General features: G+C 61.6%; 23 protein-coding genes and 1 other RNA gene. 13 read left to right on the top strand and 11 right to left on the bottom strand.

All coding sequences use genetic code 11. From position 1 onward, the window contains the following. Positions 1 to 30 precede the first annotated feature (30 nt). Together ubiD and QYQ93_RS28135 are read left to right on the top strand one after the other, a co-directional pair. Complete coding sequence (ubiD, locus tag QYQ93_RS28140) at positions 31 to 1,497, top strand: 4-hydroxy-3-polyprenylbenzoate decarboxylase (RefSeq protein ID WP_057022754.1); 1,467 nt, start codon at positions 31 to 33, stop codon at positions 1,495 to 1,497. Beyond that, a complete protein-coding gene (locus tag QYQ93_RS28135; RefSeq protein ID WP_338475962.1) occupies positions 1,497 to 2,465 on the top strand; it encodes a CDP-6-deoxy-delta-3,4-glucoseen reductase in 969 nt (322 codons plus the stop codon). Before ubiD ends, QYQ93_RS28135 begins: the two co-directional genes overlap by 1 nt. A 58-nt stretch (positions 2,466 to 2,523) precedes the next feature. Here QYQ93_RS28135 and QYQ93_RS28130 read toward each other — a convergent pair whose 3' ends face one another. Further along, positions 2,524 to 3,006 carry a sn-glycerol-3-phosphate transporter gene (locus tag QYQ93_RS28130; RefSeq protein WP_043046947.1) on the bottom strand — a complete coding sequence of 161 codons (483 nt, stop codon included), beginning with the start codon at positions 3,004 to 3,006 and terminating at the stop codon, positions 2,524 to 2,526. A 422-nt stretch (positions 3,007 to 3,428) separates the two neighbouring features. Between QYQ93_RS28130 and QYQ93_RS28125 the strand changes: the two genes are divergently transcribed. Next, a complete protein-coding gene (locus QYQ93_RS28125) occupies positions 3,429 to 4,082 on the top strand; it encodes a gamma-glutamylcyclotransferase (RefSeq protein WP_338475960.1) in 654 nt (217 codons plus the stop codon). Here QYQ93_RS28125 and glpT read toward each other — a convergent pair. Both glpT and QYQ93_RS28115 read right to left on the bottom strand, forming a co-directional pair. Beyond that, entirely contained in the window at positions 4,079 to 5,416 is a 1,338-nt protein-coding gene (glpT, locus tag QYQ93_RS28120) for a glycerol-3-phosphate transporter (protein WP_043046949.1), read from the bottom strand. The genes QYQ93_RS28125 and glpT overlap by 4 nt on opposite strands. Positions 5,417 to 5,708: 292 nt before the next feature. Continuing rightward, positions 5,709 to 6,686, bottom strand: coding sequence for an NADPH:quinone oxidoreductase family protein (locus tag QYQ93_RS28115; RefSeq protein ID WP_338475958.1), 978 nt, complete (start codon positions 6,684 to 6,686; stop codon positions 5,709 to 5,711). A 150-nt stretch (positions 6,687 to 6,836) separates the two neighbouring features. Here QYQ93_RS28115 and QYQ93_RS28110 point away from each other — a divergent pair, with 150 nt between their 5' ends. Then, positions 6,837 to 7,244 (top strand): flagellar basal body-associated protein FliL, encoded by a 408-nt coding sequence (locus tag QYQ93_RS28110; RefSeq protein ID WP_043046951.1) that lies wholly within the window; start codon positions 6,837 to 6,839, stop codon positions 7,242 to 7,244. Between the two features lie 117 nt (positions 7,245 to 7,361). Here QYQ93_RS28110 and QYQ93_RS28105 read toward each other — a convergent pair whose 3' ends face one another. The 4 genes from QYQ93_RS28105 to QYQ93_RS28090 all read right to left on the bottom strand — a co-directional run bounded on the left by QYQ93_RS28105 (position 7,362) and on the right by QYQ93_RS28090 (position 12,678). Continuing rightward, on the bottom strand, positions 7,362 to 8,480 hold the full coding sequence (locus QYQ93_RS28105) for an ABC transporter permease (RefSeq protein WP_338475957.1): 1,119 nt from the start codon (positions 8,478 to 8,480) through the stop codon (positions 7,362 to 7,364). Further along, a complete protein-coding gene (rbbA, locus tag QYQ93_RS28100) occupies positions 8,480 to 11,197 on the bottom strand; it encodes a ribosome-associated ATPase/putative transporter RbbA (protein WP_338475956.1) in 2,718 nt (905 codons plus the stop codon). The genes QYQ93_RS28105 and rbbA overlap by 1 nt, the downstream gene beginning before the upstream one ends. Continuing rightward, positions 11,194 to 12,159 (bottom strand): HlyD family secretion protein, encoded by a 966-nt coding sequence (locus QYQ93_RS28095; RefSeq protein WP_043046954.1) that lies wholly within the window; start codon positions 12,157 to 12,159, stop codon positions 11,194 to 11,196. Before QYQ93_RS28095 ends, rbbA begins: the two co-directional genes overlap by 4 nt. Before the next feature lie 69 nt (positions 12,160 to 12,228). Beyond that, complete coding sequence (locus tag QYQ93_RS28090) at positions 12,229 to 12,678, bottom strand: EVE domain-containing protein (protein ID WP_338475955.1); 450 nt, start codon at positions 12,676 to 12,678, stop codon at positions 12,229 to 12,231. A 194-nt stretch (positions 12,679 to 12,872) separates the two neighbouring features. Here QYQ93_RS28090 and QYQ93_RS28085 point away from each other — a divergent pair, with 194 nt between their 5' ends. Further along, entirely contained in the window at positions 12,873 to 13,022 is a 150-nt protein-coding gene (locus QYQ93_RS28085) for a hypothetical protein (protein WP_010207387.1), read from the top strand. A 13-nt stretch (positions 13,023 to 13,035) separates the two neighbouring features. On the opposite strand, the gene QYQ93_RS28080 is transcribed toward QYQ93_RS28085, so the two are convergent. The 4 genes from QYQ93_RS28080 to QYQ93_RS28065 all read right to left on the bottom strand — a co-directional run bounded on the left by QYQ93_RS28080 (position 13,036) and on the right by QYQ93_RS28065 (position 14,455). Then, on the bottom strand, positions 13,036 to 13,665 hold the full coding sequence (locus QYQ93_RS28080; protein WP_338475953.1) for a 5-formyltetrahydrofolate cyclo-ligase: 630 nt from the start codon (positions 13,663 to 13,665) through the stop codon (positions 13,036 to 13,038). Positions 13,666 to 13,722: 57 nt separating this feature from the next. Continuing rightward, positions 13,723 to 13,901, bottom strand: a non-coding RNA gene (gene ssrS, locus QYQ93_RS28075) — 6S RNA. Between the two features lie 30 nt (positions 13,902 to 13,931). Then, positions 13,932 to 14,249: a cell division protein ZapA gene (locus QYQ93_RS28070; RefSeq protein WP_034116333.1), complete on the bottom strand. Its 318-nt coding sequence runs from the start codon at positions 14,247 to 14,249 to the stop codon at positions 13,932 to 13,934. Then, on the bottom strand, positions 14,246 to 14,455 hold the full coding sequence (locus tag QYQ93_RS28065; RefSeq protein ID WP_003177365.1) for a TIGR02449 family protein: 210 nt from the start codon (positions 14,453 to 14,455) through the stop codon (positions 14,246 to 14,248). The genes QYQ93_RS28070 and QYQ93_RS28065 overlap by 4 nt, the downstream gene beginning before the upstream one ends. 138 nt (positions 14,456 to 14,593) lie before the next feature. Here QYQ93_RS28065 and QYQ93_RS28060 point away from each other — a divergent pair, with 138 nt between their 5' ends. From QYQ93_RS28060 to gcvH, 8 genes are all read left to right on the top strand, one after another. Beyond that, the gene (locus QYQ93_RS28060) at positions 14,594 to 15,151 is read left to right on the top strand and encodes a YecA family protein (protein ID WP_043046957.1); all 558 of its coding nucleotides are present in this window, start codon (positions 14,594 to 14,596) and stop codon (positions 15,149 to 15,151) included. Positions 15,152 to 15,171: 20 nt separating this feature from the next. Further along, positions 15,172 to 16,494, top strand: coding sequence for a Xaa-Pro aminopeptidase (pepP, locus tag QYQ93_RS28055; protein WP_338475952.1), 1,323 nt, complete (start codon positions 15,172 to 15,174; stop codon positions 16,492 to 16,494). Continuing rightward, positions 16,491 to 17,678, top strand: a complete 1,188-nt coding sequence (gene ubiH / locus QYQ93_RS28050) for a 2-octaprenyl-6-methoxyphenyl hydroxylase (protein ID WP_338475951.1) — start codon at positions 16,491 to 16,493, stop codon at positions 17,676 to 17,678. The genes pepP and ubiH overlap by 4 nt, the downstream gene beginning before the upstream one ends. A 61-nt stretch (positions 17,679 to 17,739) precedes the next feature. Further along, the gene (locus QYQ93_RS28045) at positions 17,740 to 18,957 is read left to right on the top strand and encodes a 2-octaprenyl-3-methyl-6-methoxy-1,4-benzoquinol hydroxylase (RefSeq protein WP_338477299.1); all 1,218 of its coding nucleotides are present in this window, start codon (positions 17,740 to 17,742) and stop codon (positions 18,955 to 18,957) included. A gap of 162 nt (positions 18,958 to 19,119) precedes the next feature. Then, positions 19,120 to 20,124, top strand: a complete 1,005-nt coding sequence (locus tag QYQ93_RS28040; RefSeq protein WP_043046961.1) for an extracellular solute-binding protein — start codon at positions 19,120 to 19,122, stop codon at positions 20,122 to 20,124. A 160-nt stretch (positions 20,125 to 20,284) separates the two neighbouring features. Further along, positions 20,285 to 21,901, top strand: a complete 1,617-nt coding sequence (locus QYQ93_RS28035; protein WP_338475950.1) for an iron ABC transporter permease — start codon at positions 20,285 to 20,287, stop codon at positions 21,899 to 21,901. A 156-nt stretch (positions 21,902 to 22,057) separates the two neighbouring features. Continuing rightward, positions 22,058 to 23,140 (top strand): glycine cleavage system aminomethyltransferase GcvT, encoded by a 1,083-nt coding sequence (gene gcvT / locus QYQ93_RS28030; RefSeq protein ID WP_043046963.1) that lies wholly within the window; start codon positions 22,058 to 22,060, stop codon positions 23,138 to 23,140. 52 nt (positions 23,141 to 23,192) lie between these two features. Further along, positions 23,193 to 23,576, top strand: coding sequence for a glycine cleavage system protein GcvH (gcvH, locus tag QYQ93_RS28025; protein WP_217880805.1), 384 nt, complete (start codon positions 23,193 to 23,195; stop codon positions 23,574 to 23,576). Positions 23,577 to 23,694: the final 118 nt, after the last annotated feature.

The following is a 23,694-nucleotide window of genomic DNA, read 5'->3' as shown; positions in this document are numbered from 1 at the left end:
TGTACGCCTATTTTACGGGTGGCATGTTTAATGAAATTCAAGGATCTTCGGGATTTCGTGCAGCAACTTGAGCAGCGCGGAGAGTTGAAACGTATCCAGATGCCGATTTCTCCGGTGCTGGAAATGACTGAGATTTGCGACCGCACCTTGCGCAGCAAGGGCCCGGCGCTGTTGTTCGAAAAACCGACTGGCTTTGATATTCCGGTACTGGGCAACCTGTTCGGCACCCCCGAGCGTGTGGCCTTTGGCATGGGCGCCGAGTCGGTCAGCGAACTGCGCGAGATCGGCAAGTTGCTGGCCTTTCTCAAGGAGCCCGAGCCGCCCAAGGGCTTGAAGGACGCCTGGTCGAAGCTGCCGATCTTTCGCAAGATCATTGCCATGGCCCCCAAGGTGGTCAAGGACGCGGTATGCCAGGAAGTGGTCATCGAGGGCGATGATGTCGACCTGGCCATGCTCCCGGTGCAGACCTGCTGGCCCGGCGACGTTGGGCCGCTGATCACGTGGGGCCTGACCGTCACCAAGGGCCCGAACAAGGACCGCCAGAACCTCGGCATCTACCGTCAGCAAGTCATCGGCCGTAACAAGGTGATCATGCGCTGGCTGAGCCATCGTGGCGGCGCTCTCGACTTCCGTGAGTGGTGCGAGAAGCATCCCGGCCAGCCATTTCCGGTTTCAGTCGCTTTGGGTGCCGATCCGGCCACCATCCTCGGCGCCGTGACGCCTGTGCCCGACAGCCTGTCCGAATACGCCTTCGCCGGTTTGCTGCGCGGTAACCGCACCGAATTGGTCAAGTGCCGCGGTAACGACCTGCAAGTGCCGGCCACCGCCGAAATCATCCTCGAGGGCGTGATTCACCCAGGCGAGATGGCCGATGAAGGCCCTTACGGCGATCACACCGGCTACTACAACGAAGTCGATAGCTTCCCGGTGTTTACCGTCGAGCGCATCACCCATCGGATCAAGCCGATCTACCACAGTACCTACACGGGCCGTCCGCCGGATGAGCCGGCCATCCTCGGCGTGGCGCTCAACGAAGTGTTCGTGCCGATCCTGCAAAAGCAATTCCCCGAAATCACCGACTTCTACCTGCCGCCGGAAGGGTGCTCGTACCGCATGGCGATCGTGACCATGAAGAAGTCGTACCCGGGACATGCCAAGCGGGTCATGCTGGGTGTGTGGTCGTTTTTGCGACAGTTCATGTACACCAAGTTCGTTATCGTCACTGACGACGACATCAATGCCCGGGACTGGAACGACGTGATCTGGGCCATCACCACGCGCATGGACCCCAAGCGCGACACGGTGATGATCGATAACACGCCGATCGACTACCTCGACTTCGCCTCGCCGGTCTCGGGGCTGGGCTCGAAGATGGGCCTGGATGCCACCCACAAGTGGCCGGGTGAGACCACTCGCGAGTGGGGTCGGGTGATCGTCAAGGATGAAGCCGTCACGGCGCGTGTCGATGCGATCTGGAAAGAATTGGGAATAGATTGATGCGTGTAACCCTGCAACCTTCCGGCGCTGTGCTGGAGCTGGACCCTGGCGAGCGAATCCTCGACGGCGCACGTCGCCTGGGCTATGAGTGCCCCCAAGCCTGCCGCAATGGTGTATGCCATGTGTGTGCGGCGTTGCTGGTGGAAGGGCGGGTACGCCAAGCCGGCGAGGTGCGTGATCATGGTGAGTTTTTCACCTGTATTGCCGAACCCTTGGAGGACTGCGTTGTGTTGTGGGATGGGGTACTGGCGCCGGGAGAGTTGCCGTTGCGCAAATTGTCGTGCCAATTGATTGAATGCATAGACGTCGGAGGCGATGTGTGGCGTGTACGCCTGCGGGCCCCGGCTGGCAAGGCAGTGCGTTACCACGCTGGGCAATACCTGATGATCGAGCGCGAGAATGGCGAGAAATCGGCGTTTTCCCTGGCGTCGGCGCCTCACGCCGGACGCGAGTTGGAGCTGCATGTACTGGCCCGCGAGGACAGCGCACGCAACCTCATTGAACAATTGCAGCGCAACCAGATGGCCCGTGTGGAACTGCCGTTCGGTGACACCCACCTGGCGGAGTTACCGGACGGGCCGCTGGTGCTGATGGCCGCCGGTACCGGCATGGCGCAGATGCACAGCCTGATCGAGCACTGCCGCGCTTCCGGCTTCAAGCACCCGGTGCACCTTTACTGGGGCGTGCGTCGCCCGGAAGATTTCTACCAGATCGAGCATTGGGAGCAATGGCAGCAATTGCCCAACCTGTTCCTGCACAAGGTGGTCAGCGACCTGTGTGGCTGGGAAGGGCGCTGTGGTTTGCTGCATGAAGCGGTATGCGAGGACATTGCCGACCTCAACAGCGTGCATGTCTACGCCAGCGGTTCACCGGCGATGATCTACGGCACCCTGGACGCACTGGTCAACGCCGGCATGGATGCGCACCGCATGCGCGCCGATGTGTTCGCCTACGCACCACGGCCTTGACCCTGCTCGTTCCCGCGCTCTGCGTGGGAATGCATCCTGGACGCTCTGCGTCCCGCCCTTAAAATCGCACCCCCGTGGTCACCATCGCTGCATTGAACCCCAGCAGCACCAGCTCTGCTGCCACCGGCCCATAGTGGGTGCCCACGGAAGGTATGATCACCGGCGCCACGCCGAATCGGTTCAACGGAATCTTGTCGCGATACTCGCCGCGATAGCCCTGGAGCAGCCCGCCGGTTAATTTCGCATACACCGGGTAGTCGGCCATGTCATAGCGCTTGCCCGCGTAGGCGTAGTACGAGCGCTGGCGGAACGAGTTGCGAAAGGTCACCCCGCCATACACCAGGCCCGACGCCTCGTTGCGTTCCAGGCCGATCAAATCCTGCTTGTTATTGTGCTCCGGGTCGGGTGCGAAGTGCCGGGTGTAGACACTGGTCTGGGCATACCAGAAGCCTTTGTCATCATTGGCAGGTGGGGTTTCGATAGCCAGTGCAGTGGTGGCCTGGGCCAGGAACAGCAGGCCAGGCAAGCGGAATGTCTTCATGGAGCGACCTCGATAGTCGATGTGATGAGCGGCTAAGTGGGTCGTAATCTGTGCGCTATTTTGACTGCTTCGCGCGTGCCCAGGCTGAACCGGGGCTGAAACTACCGAAATTACCGGTATAGATCCTGACGAATGGGCGGGTGCGCTTATGCTTTTGTATATTCTTTTAAGGTATTTATTCTGTCTGATGAATGCCTTTAAGCTATATGACAACGGGCGCATGGCCAGGGCTTCGCTGTCGCCTATAGACGTGATCACCGGTGAAACGCTACGCAGCACCGGCCCCGATGAGTTGGGCGCCGTATTGGCGCGGCGGCAATCTGGCCTATAGCACTTTTTCGCCGTACGGTTACAGCGGCGCGTTTTATTACGGTAAAGTCGCTTACAACTGGTAACACACAGGAGGCGCACCGCTTTTCGCCATGACCGCCATTGAAACCGATCTTTTGCAGTTGGCTTACCCTCCACGGCTCGATCTTGGGCCGCAACTCACTCACGAACAATTAATGAGCTCAATGCAGGCCACTATGGCCCGGCACAAGGGTGGGCCGGTGTGGCTGTTTGCCTATGGTTCGCTGATCTGGCGCCCTGAGTGCTCGTCGACCGAGCGGGTGCGTGCACGGGTTCACGGTTATCACCGTGGCCTGTATTTGTGGTCACACGAGCATCGCGGTACGCCGGAGCTGCCGGGGTTGGTCTTTGGGTTGGATCGCGGCGGTTCGTGCAGCGGATTTGCCTACCGCTTGCCGGAGGACCAGTTGGAGGCCTCGCTGTACGCCTTGTGGCAGCGCGAGATGCCTTACCCTTCTTATCGGCCACACTGGCTCAGCTGCCGATTGCAAGATGGCAGTACCGTGCAGGCGTTGGGGTTTGTGTTGGAGCGGCACTTGCCCAGCTATGCCGGCAACTTGCCCGATATTGTGCTCAATCACGTGCTGCAAAGCGCTTGCGGGCGTTACGGCACCACTCGCGATTATGTCGAGCAGACCGTGAACGCCCTGCGTAGCCACGCCATGCCAGATAAGAACCTGGAGGCGCGGCTCAAGCGTTGTACCAAGGATTGCCCGGGTGCTTAACGCGCCGAGCTGACGCTGTTGGTGTGCCACAGCGTGGGGATCAGGAACGCGATCGCCAGTACGCAGGCACCGACCAGCAACACGAACCCACCGTCCCAGCCGAAATGGTCCACCGTGTAGCCCATGGCCGCACTGGCTGCCACCGAACCACCCAGGTAACCGAACAAACCGGTGAAGCCCGCTGCGGTGCCGGCGGCTTTTTTCGGTGCCAGTTCCAGCGCCTGCAGGCCGATCAGCATTACCGGGCCGTAGATCAGGAAACCGATGGAGAACAGCGCGATCATGTCGATCATCGGGTTGCCCGGCGGGTTGAGCCAGTAAACCAGAGTCGCCACGGTCACCAGGGCCATGAACACGATGCCTGTCAGGCCACGGTTGCCACGGAAGATCTTGTCCGACATCCAGCCGCACAACAGCGTGCCCGGGATACCTGCCCACTCGTAGAAGAAATACGCCCAGGACGATTTATCGACCGTGAAGTGTTTGGCTTCTTTCAAGTAGGTCGGCGCCCAGTCCAGTACGCCGTAGCGCAACAGGTAGACGAACACGTTGGCGAAGGCGATGTACCAAAGCATTTTGTTGCGCAGCACGTACTTGACGAAAATTTCCTTGGCGCTGAATTCGTCTTCGTGGCTGGCGTCGTAGCCTTCCGGATAGTCGTTCTTGTACTGCTCAATCGGTGGCAGGCCCACCGATTGCGGGGTGTCGCGCATGGTGATGAAGGCAAACGCCGCCACCGCCAAGGCCACCGTAGCCGGCACGTAAAACGCCGCATGCCAGTCGTTGAACCACGCCATGCCCAGCAGGAACAGCGGGCCGATCAGGCCGCCGCCGACGTTGTGCGCCACGTTCCATACCGACACTACGCCGCCGCGTTCTTTCTGCGACCACCAGTGCACCATGGTTCGTCCGCTCGGCGGCCAGCCCATGCCCTGGGCCCAGCCGTTGATGAACAGCAGGATGAACATCATCGTCACGCTGGACGTTGCCCAAGGTGCGAAACCGAAAATGAACATCACACCCGCTGAAACCAGCAGGCCGAAGGGCAGGAAGTAGCGTGGGTTGGAGCGGTCGGAGACCAGGCCCATGAGGAACTTGGACAAGCCGTAGGCAATCGCGATCGCCGACATCGCCAGACCCAGTTCACCACGGGTGTAACCCTCGTCGATCAAGTAGGGCATGGCCAGGGAGAAGTTTTTGCGCAGCAGGTAATAGCCGGCGTAGCCGAAGAAAATACCGGCGAAGATCTGCCAGCGCAGTCGTCGATAGGTACTGTCTATTTTTTCTTCAGGCAGGGGCGCCTGGTGTGCGGCAGGACGAAAGAAAGCAAACATTCAAGAGCTCCAAATTTCTTGTTTTGACTGCGGATGCGAATGTTACAGTTTCGTTACCGAAAATAGCATCGCCTCTTATCTGCAAACACAGGAAACGGGAGCAATTGCATGTTCTTTTACGAACATGTCGCTAATGGATAAGTGTGGGTCGTGATCAGTTCTCTTTAACACTGAGGATCAAACTGTGGGAGGGGGCTTGCTCCCGATAGCGGTGGCTCAGTCACTAATGTACTCACTGACCGCCTGCTATCGGGAGCAAGCCCCCTCCCACATGGACCGCATTTCAAATCTGTCAGCGGGTTTGTACGACAACCTTTCCCACCGCCTTGCGCTGCCCCAGATCATTGATCGCCTGTGCTGCCTGTTCCAGCGGATACACCTGCGACACCAACGGCTTCAACCTGCCCTCGGCATACCACCCAAACAACTGCTGAAAGTTCGCCGCATTATCCTGCGGTTGGCGCTGGGCAAACGAGCCCCAGAATACCCCGACCACCGCTGCGCCCTTGAGCAACGCCAGGTTCACCGGCAGTTCAGGAATGCGTCCGCTGGCAAACCCCACCACCAGCAGCCGGCCGTTCCAGGCGATGGCGCGAACGGCTTGGTCGAACAGGTCGCCACCCACCGGGTCGTAGATCACATCGGCGCCATTGCCGTCAGTCAGGCGCTTGACCTCGTCCTTGAGGCTGGCTTCGCTGTAGTTGATCAGCTCATCGGCGCCGGCCGCCTTGGCCACCGCGAGTTTGTCGGCGCTGCTGGCGGCGGCGATCACCCGGGCGCCCATGGCTTTGCCGATTTCCACGGCGGCCAGGCCCACCCCGCCGGAGGCGCCAAGCACCAGCAGGGTTTCGCCGGGTTGCAGGTTGGCGCGCTGTTTGAGCGCGTGCATCGAGGTGCCGTAGGTCATGCTGAAGGCGGCAGCGGTGTTGAAGTCCATGCTTGGCGGGATCGGCAGCACGTTATAGCCGGGCACTGCGACCTGCTCGGCGAAGCTGCCCCAGCCTGTCAACGCCATCACGCGGTCACCGACTTTCAGGTGGCTGACTTTCTCGCCCACTTCACGGACCACGCCCGCCGCCTCGCCACCGGGTGAGAATGGAAAGGGCGGCTTGAACTGGTACTTGCCCTCGATGATCAGGGTGTCCGGGAAATTCACCCCGGCCGCGTGCACGTCCAGCAGGATCTCGTTCTTCTTGATCGCAGGGCTCGCGATTTCTTCCAGCACCAGGGTTTCGGCGGGGCCGAAGGCTTTGCACAGCACAGCTTTCATCGGACTATTCCTTTTGGCGTCGTGGCCGATAAGTGTAGGAGGGTACGCCCGCGGGTCAACGAGCATGCCCGGGCCTGATAAGCCGCCATAAGCTTGTGCTCAGCCTTGCTAGCGTTATGCTACTGGGCAACCGAATTCGAGGAATGAACTGTGAAAGCGTGGATCCTGTTGATGCTGGCCCTGACGTTGCCGATGGCAGCCCAAGCCGAGGAAGCCAAAGAAGGCGAGGCGCCCAAGGTCAGCTATATCAGCCTGACGCCGCCGTTTGTAGGCAATTACGGCCTGGATGGCACCGCGAAACTCAAGGTGTACAAGGCCGACATCGCCCTGCGCGTGACCGGCACCGAAGCAGCCGCCGCGGTCAAAGCCAACGATCCACTGATTCGTAACCAACTGGTGGCGCTGTTCACCCAGCAGACCAGCGAGGCCATGAGTACGGTCGAAGGCAAGGAAAAACTGCGCCAGGAAGCCCTGAAACAAACCCAGCAAGTGATGAACGATGAAACCGGCAAGCCCGTGGTTGAAGACCTGCTCTTCAACAACCTGATCATCCAGTAAGGCCGGCGCTTCGCGCCATTCGCGAGCAAGCCCGCTCCCACATTTGATCGAGTTCGACCTGAGAAATGCGATCAATGTGGGAGCGGGCCTGCTCGCGAAGAGGTCCTGCCAGGCGCCTCAGGAAGCCAGGCTTTTGCGAAACCGCGCCAACGCCACCGCAAAAAACACCAAGCCAATCGCCGCCAGCGCGAGCAAATCCGGCCACACCACGCTCAGCCCCGCATCCCTGAATAGAATCGCCGCACTCAAGCTCACAAAGTGCGTCGACGGCGAGCCCTGCATCACCCACTGCAACCACTCGGGCATGCTATCCAGCGGCGTACTGCCGCCAGAGAGCAACAGCATCGGGATGATCACCGGGATCGCCAGCAGGCCGAACTGCGGCGTCGAACGGGCGAGGGTAGCGAGGAAGATCCCCAGCGCGGTGCTCGCAAACAGATACAGCGCCGTCACCAACAGGAATAGGCTCATGGAGCCGGCCAACGGCACGCCGAGCAAGCCTATGACCACCAGTTCCAGGGATAGCCACGTACACAACACCACCACCAGCATATTGCTCCAGATTTTTGCCAGCATGATCTCCAGCGCGGTCAGGGGCAGCACCAGCAGGTGATCGAGGGTGCCGTGTTCGCGTTCGCGCAGCAGGGCGGTGCCGGTCAGCACGATGGCGAGGATGGTGATGTTGTTGACGATCTGGATCACCGCCAGGAACCAGCCACCTTCCAGGTTGGTATTGAACAGCGCCCGTGTGGTCAGCCGGGCCGGGGCTTTGCCGGCAGCGTCGGCCTGGCCGCTGTAGGTCAGCAGTTCGCGTTGGAAAATCCGCCCGATGTAACCGGCGCCCATGAAGGCCTGGCTCATTGCCGTGGCATCGACGTTCACCTGCACGCCCGGCTGGCGCCCCGCTAAAAGGTCGGCCTGGAAATTCGCCGGCACATTGACGACGAAGGTGTATTGGCCGCTGTCCATGACCTTGTCCAGTTGGTCGTAGGCCAGTGGCGCCGGCGCCTGGAATTCTGGTGGCTGCAGGGCCTCAGCCATTTGCCGTGAGAGCGCGCTGTGGTCTTCATCGACAAAGGCCACGCTGGCGTTGTGCACGCCAATCACCGAGCCGGCGGCGGGCATGTAGATCGCCACGGTGAAGGCGTAGAACAGAAACAGCAGTAACACGCTGTCGTGGCGCAGGCTGGTGAGTTCCTTGAGCCCAAGGCGCAGGATATGGGCGAGCTTGTGCATCAGGCCTCCTGCTTCTTGAGCATCACCAGGCTCAGCCCGGTAAAACCGACGAAAAACCCGAACAACGCCAGGCACTGCGGCCATAACTGGCGCAGGTCCAGAGCCTTGGTGAAGGTGCCCACCGCAATATCCAGAAAGTGCCCGGCGGGGAACAGCATGCCCATCAGTGCTGCCGCGCCTTCCAGGGAGGAGCGCGGCACGATCAGCCCGGAAAACTGGATGGTCGGCAGGCTGGTGATGATCATGGTGCCGAGGATCGCCGCGATCTGGGTGCGGGTGAATGCCGAGATCAACAGGCCCATGCTCGTGGTCGCCAGCACGTACAACAGGCCACCGAAGGCCAGGGTCAAGCCGTTGCCTTTAAACGGTACACCGAACAACCAGCGGTTCATCGCCACCAGCAGCGCCAGGTTGACCAGGCTGATGGCCAGGTAGGGCGCCTGTTTGCCCAGCAGGAACTCCAGACGCGTCAGCGGCGTGGCGTAGAAATTGGTGATCGAGCCCAGCTCTTTTTCGCGCACGATGCCCAGGGCGGTGAGCATCGCCGGAATAAATGCCAGGATCAGCGCCATTACGCCCGGACCGATAGCGTTCACGCTGACCACGTCTTGGTTATAGCGAAAGCGTGTTTCCAGCTTGACCGCGGCTTGTGTGCTGCGCGGCAGGCTGCTCAATTCGGCCAACTGCTGGAGATTGCCTTGGTGTACCGCTTCGACGTAGTTACGGCTGGTTTCGGCGCGAAACGGCATGCCGCCATCGATCCATGCAGCCACGATCGGTTGGCGCCCGGCGTACAGGTCGCGGCCAAAACCCGGTGGAATTTCCAAGGCCAGTTTGATTTCCGAGCGTTGCAGGCGCCGGTGCAATTCGTTGGCGTCGCGGATGGGGGCTTGCTCGGCGAAATAGCGTGAACTGCGAAATGCTTCCAGGTAGGCGCGGCTTTGCGGAGTCTGGTCCTGGTCGTAGACGGCGAAGGCGAGGTTTTCCACATCCAGGGAAATGCCGTAGCCGAAGATCACCATCATGAACATCGCCCCGAGCAAGGCGAAAGCCATACGTACCCTGTCGCGCAGCAACTCCTTGCCTTCGCGGCTGGCCACAGCCAACCAGCGCGCCAGGCTGAAACCGCGCTTGCTCACGGGGGGCGCGTGGGTATCGTTGACGGTTACACCGGGGGCGGCGGGTTCGGCCTCACCCTGGGCCTGTTCCAGGCAGGTGACGAAAGCCGCTTCCAGGGTGTCGCCGTGGAACTGCCGTTGCAGCGCCTCGGGTGTGTCGCAGGCCAACACCTTGCCGGCATGCATCAAGGAGATGCGGTCGCAGCGCTGGGCTTCGTTCATAAAGTGAGTGGACAGGAAGATGGTCACACCTTGTTCCCGCGACAACTCGATCAACAACCGCCAGAAATCATCCCGCGCTGCCGGGTCGACGCCCGAGGTGGGCTCATCGAGGATCAACACTTCCGGGCGATGCAGCACCGCAACCGCCAAGGACAAACGCTGGCGCAGGCCAAGGGGCAACTCGCCGGAGGGCTGCTCGGCGACTCCGCCGAGGTCGAAGCGTTGGATCAGTTCATCAATACGCGGGCCACTTTCGGCCTTGGGCAGGTCGAACAGTTGCGCATGCAGCACCAGGTTCTGACGCACGCTCAGCTCGCCATACAGCGAGAAGCTCTGCGACATGAAGCCTACGCGCTTGCGGGTGGCCAGGTCCTTGGCGTCCACCGGTTTGCCCAGCAGGATTGCACTGCCCTCGGTGGCCGGCATCAGGCCGGTCAGGACTTTCATGGTGGTGGTCTTGCCGCAGCCGTTGGAACCAAGGAAGCCGAAGATCTCGCCGCGGCCAATGGCAAAGCTGACCTTGTTTACTGCGGTGAAATCGCCAAAGCGCAGCGTCAGGTCGTGGGCCTGGATGGCGATATCGATGTTGCCGCCCGTGCGTGGTGGAATCACCAGTGGTTGGTTGTCGTGGGCGCTGTCGCCCTGGAAGTGAGTAAAGGCTTCATCCAGCTTGCCGCTGGGCGTGATCGCCGCCAGTTCGCGGCTCAGCCCGTCGGCGATCAACTTGCCACGGTCGAGCATCAGGCAATGATCGAACTGTTCGGCCTCTTCCATGTAAGCGGTGGCCACCAGCAGCGTCAGTTGCGGGCGCTCACTGCGTACGCTGTCGACCAGCTCCCAGAAACGCCGGCGTGACAGCGGGTCGACGCCAGTGGTGGGCTCGTCGAGGATCAACAGGTCCGGATCATGGATCAGCGCGCAGCACAGGCCGAGCTTCTGTTTCATACCCCCAGAGAGCTTGCCCGCCGGGCGCTCGGCAAAGCGTGCGAGGTCGGTGGCGAGCAACAGGTTGTGCATGCGCTGGTCGCAATCGGCTTTCGACAGGCCAAACAAGGTGGCGAAGAAACGGATGTTTTCGCTGATGGACAACTCGGGGTACAGGTTACCGCCCAGACCCTGGGGCATAAAGGCGATGCGCGGGTACAGGCTGTTACGGTGGCGACGGTCTTGAATGGAACCGCCGAGCACCTGTAACTGGCCGTCCTGCAGTTTTTTCACCCCTGCGATCAACCCCAGCAGGCTCGACTTGCCGGCGCCGTCCGGGCCGATCAACCCGCAGCGGGTGCCGGCTGGCAGGCTGAAGGCAATGTCGAGCAGTGCCTGTTGCTTGCCGTAGCGATGATTGATCCCCGTGGCGTGCAGCGCCAGGCCGCTCATTGCAGGTTGGCCGGCCAGTCGATATCGGCTGTGCGCACATAGCCCGCGCCAGGCATGCCCGGCTTGGCTTGTGGGACGGCACTGGGTTGAGTCAGGTGCAATTTGACACGGAACACCAGTTTCTGCCGCTCATCGCGGGTTTCCACTTCCTTGGGGGTGAACTGGGATTTGGCCGCGACAAAACTGATTTTGGCCGGCAGCGCCTGCAGGGGCAGGGCGTCGAGCAGAATGCGCGCTTCACTGCCGACGGTCAGGCGACCGGTCACGGAGGCGGGCAGGTAGAGGTTCATGTACTGGTCACTGGGGTCGATCAGCAGCAACACGCGCCCACCCGCACCGAGCACTTCACCTGGCTCTGCCAGGCGCAACTGGATGATGCCGTCGATGGGCGCACGCAGGCTGCTGTCGTCGATTTCGCTGGTGAGCTGGGCGACCTGAGCCTGGGCTGCGCCGATGGCGGCCTTCACCGCGTTGACCTGGGCCTGGGCGGCGATCACCGCCGCATTGCCGGTGTTCTGGCGTGCTTGCTGCTGGTCGATCAATTGGCTGCTGGCAAAGCCGCGCCGGTACAGCTCCTGGGTACGCTTGAGTTCCTGACTGGCCAGCAGCTGCTCGCTTTGGCGCAACTGCACGTTGGCTTCGGCGGCGGCGAAGTTTTCCTTGGCGCGCAACACCTCGGCTTCGGCCTGGGCGCGCTGGGCTTGCAGGGTGCGAGTGTCCATGCGCGCCAGCAGCTGGCCCTTGAGCACTGTGTCGCCTTCATCCACGCGCACTTCGGCCAGTCGCCCCGGGATCTTGGCGGCGATCTGCACTTCGGTGGACTCCAGCCGTCCGTTACCCATGCTCAAGCCTTCGGGCAGGCGGTCCTGGGTCGAGCGCCAGTAACCAAAGGCCCCGGCCCCCAGCAGCAGGACGATCAGGGCGATGGCGAAAAGACGGGAGGTACGGTGGTTCGTAGACATGGCTGCATCCTGCGGCGTTAGCGTCCCAGTGTGACGGGTTTACCCCGTGAGGGTCTTGATATCGGTCAGTTAAAGCAGATGAAGGACGGCCGCCCACTGTTCAGGCGTAACCGCCATGACCGAAAGCCGGCTGCCTTTCTGCACCAGCGGCATTTCGGCAAGGGCGGTTTGCTGCTTCAAATCGCCCAGGCTCAGCACCTTGGGGAAGGACTTGACGTGGGCCACGGTGATCGCGCTCCACGGGTTTTTCTCTGCGCTGGCCTTGGCGTCGAAATAAGGGCTGTCCGGTTCCAGGGCAGTGGGGTCCGGGTAGGCGGCCTCGATGATTTTGCCGATACCTGCAATACCGGGCTGCGGGCAACTGGAGTGATAGAAGAAAAATTCATCGCCCACGGCCATCGCCCGCAGAAAGTTGCGCGCCTGATAGTTACGCACTCCATCCCAGCGCGCCTGGCCGAGGGTTTCCAGGCCGTTGATGGAGAGTTCGTCGGGCTCGGATTTCATCAGCCAGTAGGCCATTTTTGTGCTCCTGAAAAAGGCATTGGGCAAGTTGTCGGGCAATTGCATGACAAACCGACAGTCGGTTGGCGTCAAGGTTTGCGTGTTGGTTCACGTTGCCGCAGAATGCGCGCTTTTAGGCTTGACGCAGCTGCAACGGACTACTTTGGAACGTTGTTGTCATCGTGTACGAGGTGCCTGAAGGGGGGCAATCGATGCAACGTAAACCGGATTTACTATGGATTTTGGTTATTTTGTTTGGTCTGGGCGTCGTGACCACCGGTTATGCCCAGAGCCTGTGGTCGAACAAGACCGATGCACCGGTTGAACTGGCTCAGCAGCAGCCACAACCGTTCAAGCGTTAACTCGAAGCATCCACTAAGGCGCCGCTGTTTCCAGCGGCGTTTCTGCGACATACCACCGCTTATCGGTCACCGTTCCTGCCAACGGCACATCCCAGCTTGCCTGCGCCAGTCGCCCGACTTTCTGGCATTCGTGGGCCAGCCCCAGCAGCGTCGGCTTGCGCCAGCTTTGGCGGCGAGCCAGGTAGGCCAGGCTGCGGTCGTAGAACCCGCCGCCCATGCCCAGGCGCCCGCCCATATCATCGAAGCCCACCAGCGGCAACAGCACCAAATCCAGCGCCCAGACCTGGCGTTGGCGATGGGCATTGACCCGTGGCTCAAGAATGCCAAAGCGGTTGGGCAACAACTTTTCCCCAGGCCGCACGCGCTGGAACACCATCTTGGTGCGCGGCCAGGCGCTGAGTACCGGCAGATAGGTGGCCCTGCCCCGGCGCTGGGCCGCACGCAGCAGCAGGCGCGGATCGATTTCACCGTCTGTCGGTAGATATAAGGAAATATGTTTGGCCCGGCGAAACAGGGGGTGCTGTGCCAGTTGCCGATACACCCCAAGGGCGGCCTGGCGCTGCTCGCTCGGTGTGAGGGCGCGGCGGGCCTTGCGCAACATGCGTCGAAGTTGCGGACGGGAAAGCGGCGCAGGTTCGGTCATGGTTTTCGGCTCATAAAACAATGCCAGTCCTGGGACTGGCATTGAGTTTGGAAATTCAGGCTCCCCGACAGAGCCGCTGTCGACTTAGCCCTTGAACCCGAAAGTTCAAGGTGGAAGAAGCAGTAGGCTTTAAGGCTTTCCGTCTAGCGGACATGCACACCAGCCCAACGTGCAACTTCCAGGGTAGTGCGAATCGGCTCAGGGACATCGCCGACTGGCAAACACGCCAGGGAGTGACGCGAGTATACCTTAAACAGGCTCGGCAATCAGCCCTTGGGTGTGTCTGAATCGGTAGAAAGCACCAGATCCACGCGCTCCAGCAGGTCGCGTACCTGCTCGCGGGTCGATCCGCTGGCCTGTACGTCAGGGCGCTCCTGCTTATGCAGCAGGTCGTGGGTGATATTCAGTGCGGCCATCACGGCGATGCGGTCGGCGCCGATGACTTTGCCGCTGCTGCGGATTTCACGCATCTTGCCGTCCAGGTAACGGGCAGCACTCACCAGGTTGCTGCGTTCTTCCTGGGGGCAGATGATCGAATATTCTTTGTCGAGGATCTGCACGGTTACGCTATTGCTTGAACTCATGAGTCTTGCTCCAGGGCCTTCAGGCGCGAAATCATCGATTCGACCTTACGCCGGGCGATTTCGTTTTTTTCAATGAGGTGAGCGCGTTCCTCGCGCCAGGTCTTTTCCTGAGCTAATAGGAGTCCGTTTTGACTCTTTAGTTGCTCGACCCGATCAATTAGCAGTTCGAGTCTGGCCATCAGCGCTTGCAGGTCGGTGTCTTCCATTGGGTTCCACTGGATTTGTCTGATGAATGGCAACTGCAGGATAAACGATCTGACGCCCTCGATAGTCTTGGTGCGTCTGCCGGTGCTAGGATACTGCGCTCCATTCTAGACATTGCGCCGTCTGGCGCCTAGCTCACCATGCCCATTCAGAATTCCCCGTACGACGCTTTTTCCAAACTGCTGAGCACCAGCGGTCACCCATGCTCGCCTGCCGAACTGCACGGCGTGCTGTTGGGCCGCAGTTGCACCGGCGTGGGCTTTGATGCCGACAACTGGCTGGCCGACGTGGCCGAGCTGTTGGAAACCGAACCCAACGAAAACGTGCGCAACGCGTTGATTGGCTTGCAAGAGATGGTCAAGGGCGAGCTGACCGGTGACGACGTCACCGTAGTCCTGTTGCTGCCGACCGACGACGCCCCTCTCACCGAGCGCGCCGCCGCCCTGGGCCAGTGGTGCCAGGGTTTCCTCCACGGTTTCGGCGTTAACGCCGGCGGCCTGGAGCTGAGCACCGATGCCAAGGAAGTGCTGCAGGACCTGGCAGCTATCTCCCAGGTGCAAGATGCCCTGGAAGAGTCCGAAGACGGCGAAGGCGACTATATGGAAGTCATGGAATACCTGCGCGTCGCGCCGTTGCTGCTGTTCACCGAGACCCGAAAGTCCGCTGAACCGGTCGCGGCCAAGCCGTCGTTGCACTAAGAAAGGAAGCCCATCTGCCCATGATTCATATCCCCAAAGCGGAATACACCCGTCGCCGCAAGGCGCTCATGGCGCAGATGGAACCCAACAGCATCGCGATCCTGCCGGCCGCCGCCGTGGCCATCCGCAACCGTGATGTCGAGCATGTGTACCGCCAGGACAGCGACTTCCAGTACCTGAGCGGTTTCCCCGAACCCGAAGCGGTGATCGTGCTGATGCCCGGTCGCCAACACGGCGAATACGTGTTGTTCTGCCGTGAGCGCAACGCCGAGCGCGAGCTGTGGGACGGCCTGCGCGCCGGCACTGAAGGCGCGATCCGCAACTTTGGCGCTGACGACGCATTCCCTATTACCGATATCGACGACATCCTGCCCGGCCTGATCGAAGGTCGCGATCGTGTGTACTCGGCCATGGGCAGCAATGCCGAGTTCGACCGGCATGTGATGGAGTGGATCAACGTGATCCGTTCCAAAGCGCACCTGGGCGCCCAGCCACCGAACGAATTCGTTGCCCTGGATCATCTGCTCCACGATATGCGCCTGTATAAATCGGCGGCAGAAGTGAAGGTGATGCGCGAAGCAGCACGGATTTCCTGCGCCGCCCACGTTAAGGCAATGCAGGCCAGCCGTGCCGGGCTGCATGAGTTCAGCCTGGAAGCTGAGCTTGACTACGAGTTCCGTAAGGGCGGCGCGAAAATGCCGGCCTATGGCTCCATCGTTGCCGCCGGACGTAACAGCTGCATCCTGCATTACCAGCAGAATGACGCGCTGCTCAAGGACGGCGACCTGGTGCTGATCGACGCCGGTTGCGAGATCGACTGCTACGCCAGTGACATCACCCGCACCTGGCCGGTCAACGGCAAGTTTTCGCCTGAGCAGAAGGCGATCTACGAGATTGTGCTGGCCTCTCAGGAAGCCGCTTTCAAGCAGATCGCGCCGAACAAACATTGGAACCAGGCCCACGAGGCGACCGTGCAGGTCATCACCGCCGGGCTGGTAGAGTTGGGGCTGCTGCAAGGTGACGTTGACGAGCTGATCGCCAGCGAGGCCTATCGCGCTTTCTACATGCACCGTGCCGGCCACTGGCTGGGCATGGATGTGCATGATGTGGGCGAGTACAAGGTCGGCGGTGAATGGCGGGTGCTGGAAGTCGGCATGGCCTTGACCGTCGAGCCGGGCATCTATATTTCCCCGGATAACCAGAACGTGGCAAAGAAATGGCGTGGCATTGGCGTACGCATCGAGGACGACGTGATAGTGACCAAGCAAGGCTGTGAAATCCTGACTGTCGGCGTGCCCAAGACCGTTGCCGAGATCGAAGCGCTGATGGCGGCTGCCCGATGAGCCGGGTCAACCTGGCAATCATCGGCGGCGGCCTGGTGGGCGCGAGCCTCGCCCTGGCGTTGCAGGCCGGGGCCAAGGCACGGGGCTGGAAGATTGTGTTGATCGAGCCCTTTGCGCCGGGTGACAGCTACCAGCCGAGCTACGATGCGCGCTCTTCGGCGCTGTCGTTTGGCGCTCGCCAGATTTACCAGCGCCTGGGCCTTTGGCAGGCCATCTCTCGGCGCGCCGAGCCGATCAAGCAAATCCATGTGTCGGACCGTGGGCGCTTCTCCACGGCACGTTTGTCCGCCATCGAAGAGGGCGTGCCGGCCCTGGGCTATGTGGTGGAAAACGCCTGGCTCGGCCAATGCCTGTGGCAAGGCCTGGACAAGGACGTGGTGAGCTGGCGCTGCCCGGCTGAAGTCACACGCATGGAGCCGCTGCCCGATGGCTATCGCCTGACCCTCAACGATGAAACCGTGCTGGAGTGCGACCTGGCCGTACTGGCCGATGGCGGCCGTTCCGGCTTGCGTGAGCAACTGGGTATTGGCGTGAAGACCCGGCCCTACAACCAGAGCGCACTGATCGCCAACATCACCCCGAGCGAAGCCCACAATGGCGAAGCGTTCGAGCGCTTTACCGATGAAGGGCCGATGGCCTTGCTGCCGCTGCCGGACAACCGTTGCGCGCTGGTCTGGACCCGCATCGGCATGGACGCCCAGCGCCTGGCCAGCCTTGACGAGCGCAGCTTCCTGAGCGAATTGCAGCGTGTGTTCGGGTATCGCCTGGGCACCCTCAAGCAGGTGGGTGCCCGTCACCTGTACCCGCTGACCCTGGTGGAAGCCGAAGAGCAAGTGCGCTCGCACCTGGCGGTGCTTGGCAATGCGGCGCACAGCCTGCACCCGATTGCCGGGCAGGGCTTCAACCTGTCCCTGCGCGATGCCAATGCCTTGGCCGAGGCCTTGCTGGCCGGGCCGGCCGTACCGGGCGACCTGGCGACCCTGCAAGGCTATCGCGAGCGCCAGCGCCTGGACCAGCAACTCACCGTGGGTTTCTCCGACCAGGTCACGCGCCTGTTTGGCAGCGGCCAGCCGTTGATGGCGCTGGGTCGCAACCTGGGCCTGCTGGGCCTGGACCTGTTGCCGCCGGCCAAACGCTGGTTCGCCCGCCAGGCCATGGGCTTGGGCACGCGCGCCGATGTTTGAACCGGCCCACTACTTTATCGGCGGCCTGTGCCGCACACGAGACAAGGCTTAAAGCATGGACATGCACGCAGATGTGCTGATTGTCGGGGCCGGAATGGTCGGGAGCGCCTTGGCGCTGGCGTTGCAGGGCAGTGGCCTGCAGGTGCTGCTGCTCGACGGCAGCCCGTTGAGCGTCAAACCGTTCGAGCCGGATGTGGCGTTTGAACCGCGGGTGAGCGCGTTATCCGCTGCCAGCCAGCGCATCCTTGAGCGTCTGGGCGTGTGGAACGGCATCGTCGCACGTCGCGCCAGCCCGTACGGCGAGATGCAGGTGTGGGACGGCAGCGGCACCGGGCAGATCCACTTCTCGGCGGCCAGCGTGCATGCCGATGTGCTTGGGCATATCGTCGAAAACCGTGTGGTGCAGGATGCCTTGCTGGAACGCCTGCACGACTGCGACCTCGGCCTGCTGGCCAGTGCGCGTCTTGAGCAGATGCGCCGCTCCGGCGATGACTGGCTGCTGACCCTGGCCGACGGCCGCAAGTTGCGTGCGCCGCTGGTGGTGGCCGCCGATGGCGCCAACTCCGCCGTACGCCGCCTGACCGGCACCCCGACCCGTGAGTGGGATTACCTGCATAACGCCATCGTCACCAGTGTGCGCAGCAGCCAGCCGCACCAGCGCACGGCCTGGCAACGCTTTACCGATACCGGGCCGCTGGCGTTTCTGCCGCTGGTAAGGGATGGGCAGGAAGATTGGTGCTCGATTGTCTGGTCGACCACGCCGGCTGAATCCGAGCGCTTGATGGCCTTGGATGATGAGCGCTTCTGCCGGGAGCTGGAGCGTGCCTTTGAGGGGCGCCTTGGCACTGTGGTCAGCGCCGACTCGCGCGTCTGCGTGCCGTTGCGCCAGCGCCATGCCAAACGCTATGTGGCCGAGGGCCTGGCGTTGATCGGCGACGCGGCCCATGTGATCCACCCGTTGGCAGGGCAGGGCGTCAACCTGGGCTTCCTCGACGCGGCGGTGCTGGCCGAAGTGTTGCTGGCGGCTACCGAGCGCGGCGAGCGCCTGGCGGATGTGAAGGTGCTGAGCCGTTACGAGCGGCGGCGCATGCCGCACAACCTGGCGTTGATGGCGGCGATGGAAGGCTTTGAGCGGCTGTTCCAGGCTGATCAACTGCCGCTGCGCTGGTTGCGTAACGCCGGCTTGAAAATCGTCGACCAGATGCCCGAAGCCAAGGCGGTGTTTGTGCGCCAGGCGCTAGGTTTGACTGGCGATCTACCAGAGCTCGCTAAACCCTGAATTGAAATACAGTCCCCTGTGGGAGGGGGCTTGCCGCCGATGAGGCCCTCATCCCTCGCGCATATTCGGGCTGTGCAACATCTGGTAACGCCTCCGCCGAGCGTTACCAAATGTGAGTCCTTATCATTTGCTCTCAATTTGCAAATGAGAGAGACCGCACCCATGTTGGCACCCAAGCGCCTCCTGACTGCCTTGGCACTCACCCTGATCGGCAGCACCACCGTGCAGGCGGCCGACGAAGTGGTGGTCTACTCCTCGCGTATCGACGAACTGATCAAGCCGGTTTTCGATGCCTACACCAAGAAGACCGGCGTGCAGGTCAAGTTCATCACCGACAAGGAAGCGCCGCTGATGCAGCGCATCAAGGCCGAAGGCGAGAACGCCACCGCCGATCTGCTGCTCACCGTCGACGCCGGCAACCTGTGGCAGGCCGAGCAAATGGGCATCCTGCAACCCTTCACTTCCGCCGTCATCGATAAGAATATTCCACTGCAATATCGCTCATCGGCCCATGCCTGGACCGGTTTGAGCCTGCGTGCGCGGACGATTGCCTATTCCACCGACCGGGTAAAACCGGGCGAACTGACCACCTACGAAGCCCTGGCCGACAAGCAGTGGGAAGGCCGCCTGTGCCTGCGTACGGCGAAGAAAGTCTACAACCAGTCGCTGACCGCCACGTTGATCGAAACCCATGGCGCGGCCAAGACCGAAGAGATCGTCAAGGGCTGGGTCAACAACCTGTCCACCGACGTGTTCTCCGATGACATTGCCGTGCTGGAAGCCATCAACGCCGGGCAGTGCGACGTGGGTATCGTCAACACCTACTACTACGGCCGCCTGCACAAGCAGAAGCCGGACCTGGCGGTGAAACTGTTCTGGCCGAACCAGGGCGACCGTGGTGTGCATGTGAACCTGTCGGGCATCGGCCTGACCAAGCACGCGCCGCACCCGGAAGCGGCCAAGGCACTGGTGGAGTGGATGACTACGCCTGAGGCGCAGAAAATCTTTGCCGACGTGAACCAGGAGTTCCCCGCCAACCCGGCGGTGCCGCCATCGGCGGAAGTGGCGAGCTGGGGCAAGTTCGTGGCCGATACCTTGCCGGTGGAAGTGGCGGGCAAGCGTCAGGCAGAGGCCATTCGCCTGATGGATCGCGCCGGCTGGAACTGAATGTGTAAATTGCCACAGATCTAAATCTGGGAGGGGGCTTGCTCCCGATAGCGGGGTATCAGTCTAATCATCATTGACTGGCACTCCGCTATCGGGAGCAAGCCCCCTCCCACGTTGTTTTGTGTTTGTCTTCGAATAGTCTGTTCATAGAGAGCTCTCCTTGGCCCACCCCGCCCAACGCCGCTGGTACCTGCCGGTCTTCACCGTCGCCGCCCTGGTGCTGCTGCCGCTGAGCGTGCTGTTACTGTCCTGGCAAAGCATCGACCACCAGATCTGGTCCCATCTCTGGGATACCCAGATGCCTCGATTGCTGGGCAACACTTTGACTCTGGTGCTCGGCGTCGGTCTTGGCGTGACGCTGTTGGGCGTCAGCCTGGCCTGGCTGACCAGTCTCTGCGAATTCCCCGGGCGACGCTGGCTCGATTGGGCGCTGATGCTGCCCTTTGCGATCCCGGCTTATGTGCTGGCCTTTGTGTTCGTAGGCCTGCTGGATTTCGCAGGGCCCGTGCAAACCCTGCTGCGCGAATGGTTCGGTGCCGGGCTGCGTTTGCCACGCGTGCGCTCCACCAGCGGCGTGATCATCGTGTTGGTGCTGGTGTTCTACCCTTACGTCTACCTGCTGGCGCGCACGGCGTTCCTGGCCCAGGGCAAGGGCTTGATGGAAGCGGCGCGGGTGCTGGGGCAGTCGCCCTGGCAAGCGTTCTGGCGCGTGGCCTTGCCGATGGCGCGCCCGGCGATTGGTGCTGGCGTGGCCTTGGCCTTGATGGAGACCCTGGCGGATTTCGGCGCCGTCTCGGTATTCAACTTCGACACCTTCACCACCGCCATCTACAAGACCTGGTATGGTTTTTTCAGCCTTTCCAGTGCCGCGCAACTGGCCAGCCTGTTGCTGCTGGTGGTGATGCTGGTGCTGTATGGCGAACGGCGCGCGCGTGGGGCGAGCCGACCGAGCAATGAGCGACCACGAGGCAAGGCGTTGTATCACCTGCGCGGGCTCAAGGCGGCTGCGGCCAGTGCTTGGTGTGGCCTGGTCTTCGCCTGCGCATTTGTGATCCCGATGCTGCAACTGGTGGCCTGGTTCTGGCAGCGCGGGCGCTTCGACCTGGATGAGCGTTATACCGGCCTGATCGTCCACACCCTCTACCTGGGCGGTATTGCGGCGCTGATCACCGTCAGCGTGGCGCTGGTACTGGCCTTTGCCAACCGCCTGGCGCCGACCCGGGCGATTCGCTCCGGCATCAGCCTGGCCAATGTCGGCTATGCCTTGCCGGGTTCGGTGCTGGCGGTGTCGATCATGCTGGCGTTCAGCTACCTTGACCGTGAGCTGGTGGTGCCGTTCTCCGGCTGGCTGGGCGGTTCGGGCAAGCCCTTGCTGCTGGGCAGCCTGTCTGCACTGGTGTTGGCGTACCTGGTGCGGTTTCTGGCGGTAGCGTACGGGCCGCTGGAAAACAGCTTGGCGCGCATTCGCCCGTCGCTGCCCGAAGCTGCACGCAGCCTTGGGGTGAGCGGCCCACGACTGTTTTGCAAAGTGTATCTGCCGTTATTGCTGCCGGGCACCTTGAGCGCGGCGCTGCTGGTATTCGTCGACGTGCTCAAGGAAATGCCTGCAACCCTGCTGATGCGCCCGTTCGGCTGGGACACGCTGGCGGTGCGCATCTTTGAGATGACCAGTGAAGGCGAATGGGCGCGGGCTTCCTTACCGGCCCTGACCCTGGTGCTGGTCGGGTTGTTGCCGGTCATCGGGCTGATCCGTCGCTCTGCCCGACAAATCGGTTAGGTGCCAGTCCTACAGCTTGAGGCTACAATGCGCGGCATTCGGTGCGCTCCGTCTTTCGGGTCGACCTGCTGTATGTGCCTGTGGGCCTTGTAATTCAAGGTGTTCGGCGCAGGTGGCAGCTCTGCGCACCTTCGCCAAGCCCGGAAGGAGAAACCCATGGGACAGCGTACGCCTCTGTATGACCTGCATCTCGCCCTCGGCGCGAAAATGGTCGATTTTGGCGGTTGGGATATGCCTTTGCATTACGGCTCGCAAGTTGAAGAACACCATCAGGTGCGACGCGACTGCGGGGTTTTCGATGTATCTCATATGACCGTAATCGATGTCAGCGGCCTTCAGGCCAAGGAATGGCTCCAGCACCTGCTGGCCAATGACGTCGATCGATTGCACGGCTGTGGCCGTGCGTTGTACAGCGCCATGCTCAACGAGCAGGGCGGGGTGGTGGACGACATGATCGTCTACCGCACCGAAAGCGGGTACCGATTGGTGGTCAACGCCGCCACCCGCGATCAGGACATGGCCTGGATGCAAGGGCAATTGGGCAGTTACCAAGTGCAACTGCATGAGCGCTCCGAGTTGGCCATGCTCGCCATACAGGGCCCCCACGCCCGGCAGAAAATCGCTGAACTGGTAACCCAGTCCCGTGGCACCCTGATCCATCAGCTCAAGCCGTTCGAAGGCCAGGCAGATGGTGACTGGTTTATCGCTCGCACTGGCTACACCGGTGAGGATGGCCTGGAAATTGTCCTGCCTGCCGACCAGGCCCCGGGTTTTTTCAACGATCTGGTGGGCGCCGGCATTTCTCCTATCGGTCTTGGCGCGCGCGATACCTTGCGCCTGGAAGCCGGCATGAACCTGTACGGCCAGGATATCCACCAGGCTGTTTCGCCCCTGGCGGCCAACATGGCCTGGAGCATTGCCTGGGAGCCCGTCGGGCGTAACTTCATCGGCCGCGCCGCCCTGGAAGCGGAAAAAGCCGCTGGTGTGCAGTTCAAGCTGGTGGGGCTGGTACTGGAGGAGCGCGGGGTTTTACGGGCTCATCAGGTGGTTCGTATCGCCAATGTTGGCGAAGGAGAGATCACCAGTGGTAGTTTCTCGCCTACGCTAAGCAAATCCATTGCCCTGGCGCGTGTGCCGACGGCGACTGCCGACCGGGCCGAAGTGGAAATCCGCGGTAAGTGGTACCCGGTGCGAGTGGTCAAGCCGACCTTCGTGCGCCATGGCAAAACCTTGATCTAACTATTTCCGGCAGGCCGAAGGCCGCTGACATTTCTTCTTGAGGACACAGACTATGAGCAATATCCCTGCCGACCTGCGTTTTGCCGAAAGTCACGAATGGGCCCGTCTGGAAGCCGACGGCACCGTGACCGTCGGGATCTCTGACCATGCACAGGAAGCCTTGGGTGATGTGGTGTTTGTTGAGCTGGCTGAGGTCGGCGCTACTTTTGAAGCCCAAGGCCAGGCGGGTGTGGTTGAGTCGGTGAAGGCCGCGTCGGATATCTACTCGCCGGTTGCTGGCGAAGTGATTGCAGTTAACGAAGAGCTGGGTGGTAGTCCGGAGCTGTTGAACTCTGCCCCCTACGATGCGTGGATCTTCAAGCTCAAGCCAAGCAACCCGGCCGAGCTGGACAAGCTGCTCGACGCTGCCGGTTACGCAGCCGCTATCAGCGAGTAAAAGCAAGACCCATGTGGGAGGAGGCTTGCCCCGATAGCGGTGGGTCAGTTAAAAATATGCTGACTGACACTCCGTCATCGGGGGCAAGCCCCCTCCCACATTTGATCGCGCTTGCCAA

The sequence above is a fragment of the Pseudomonas khavaziana genome (assembly GCF_036704165.1).
In the GTDB taxonomy this organism is placed as follows: Bacteria; Pseudomonadota; Gammaproteobacteria; order Pseudomonadales; family Pseudomonadaceae; genus Aquipseudomonas; species Aquipseudomonas khavaziana.
This window is presented reverse-complemented; position numbering and strand designations above follow the sequence as displayed.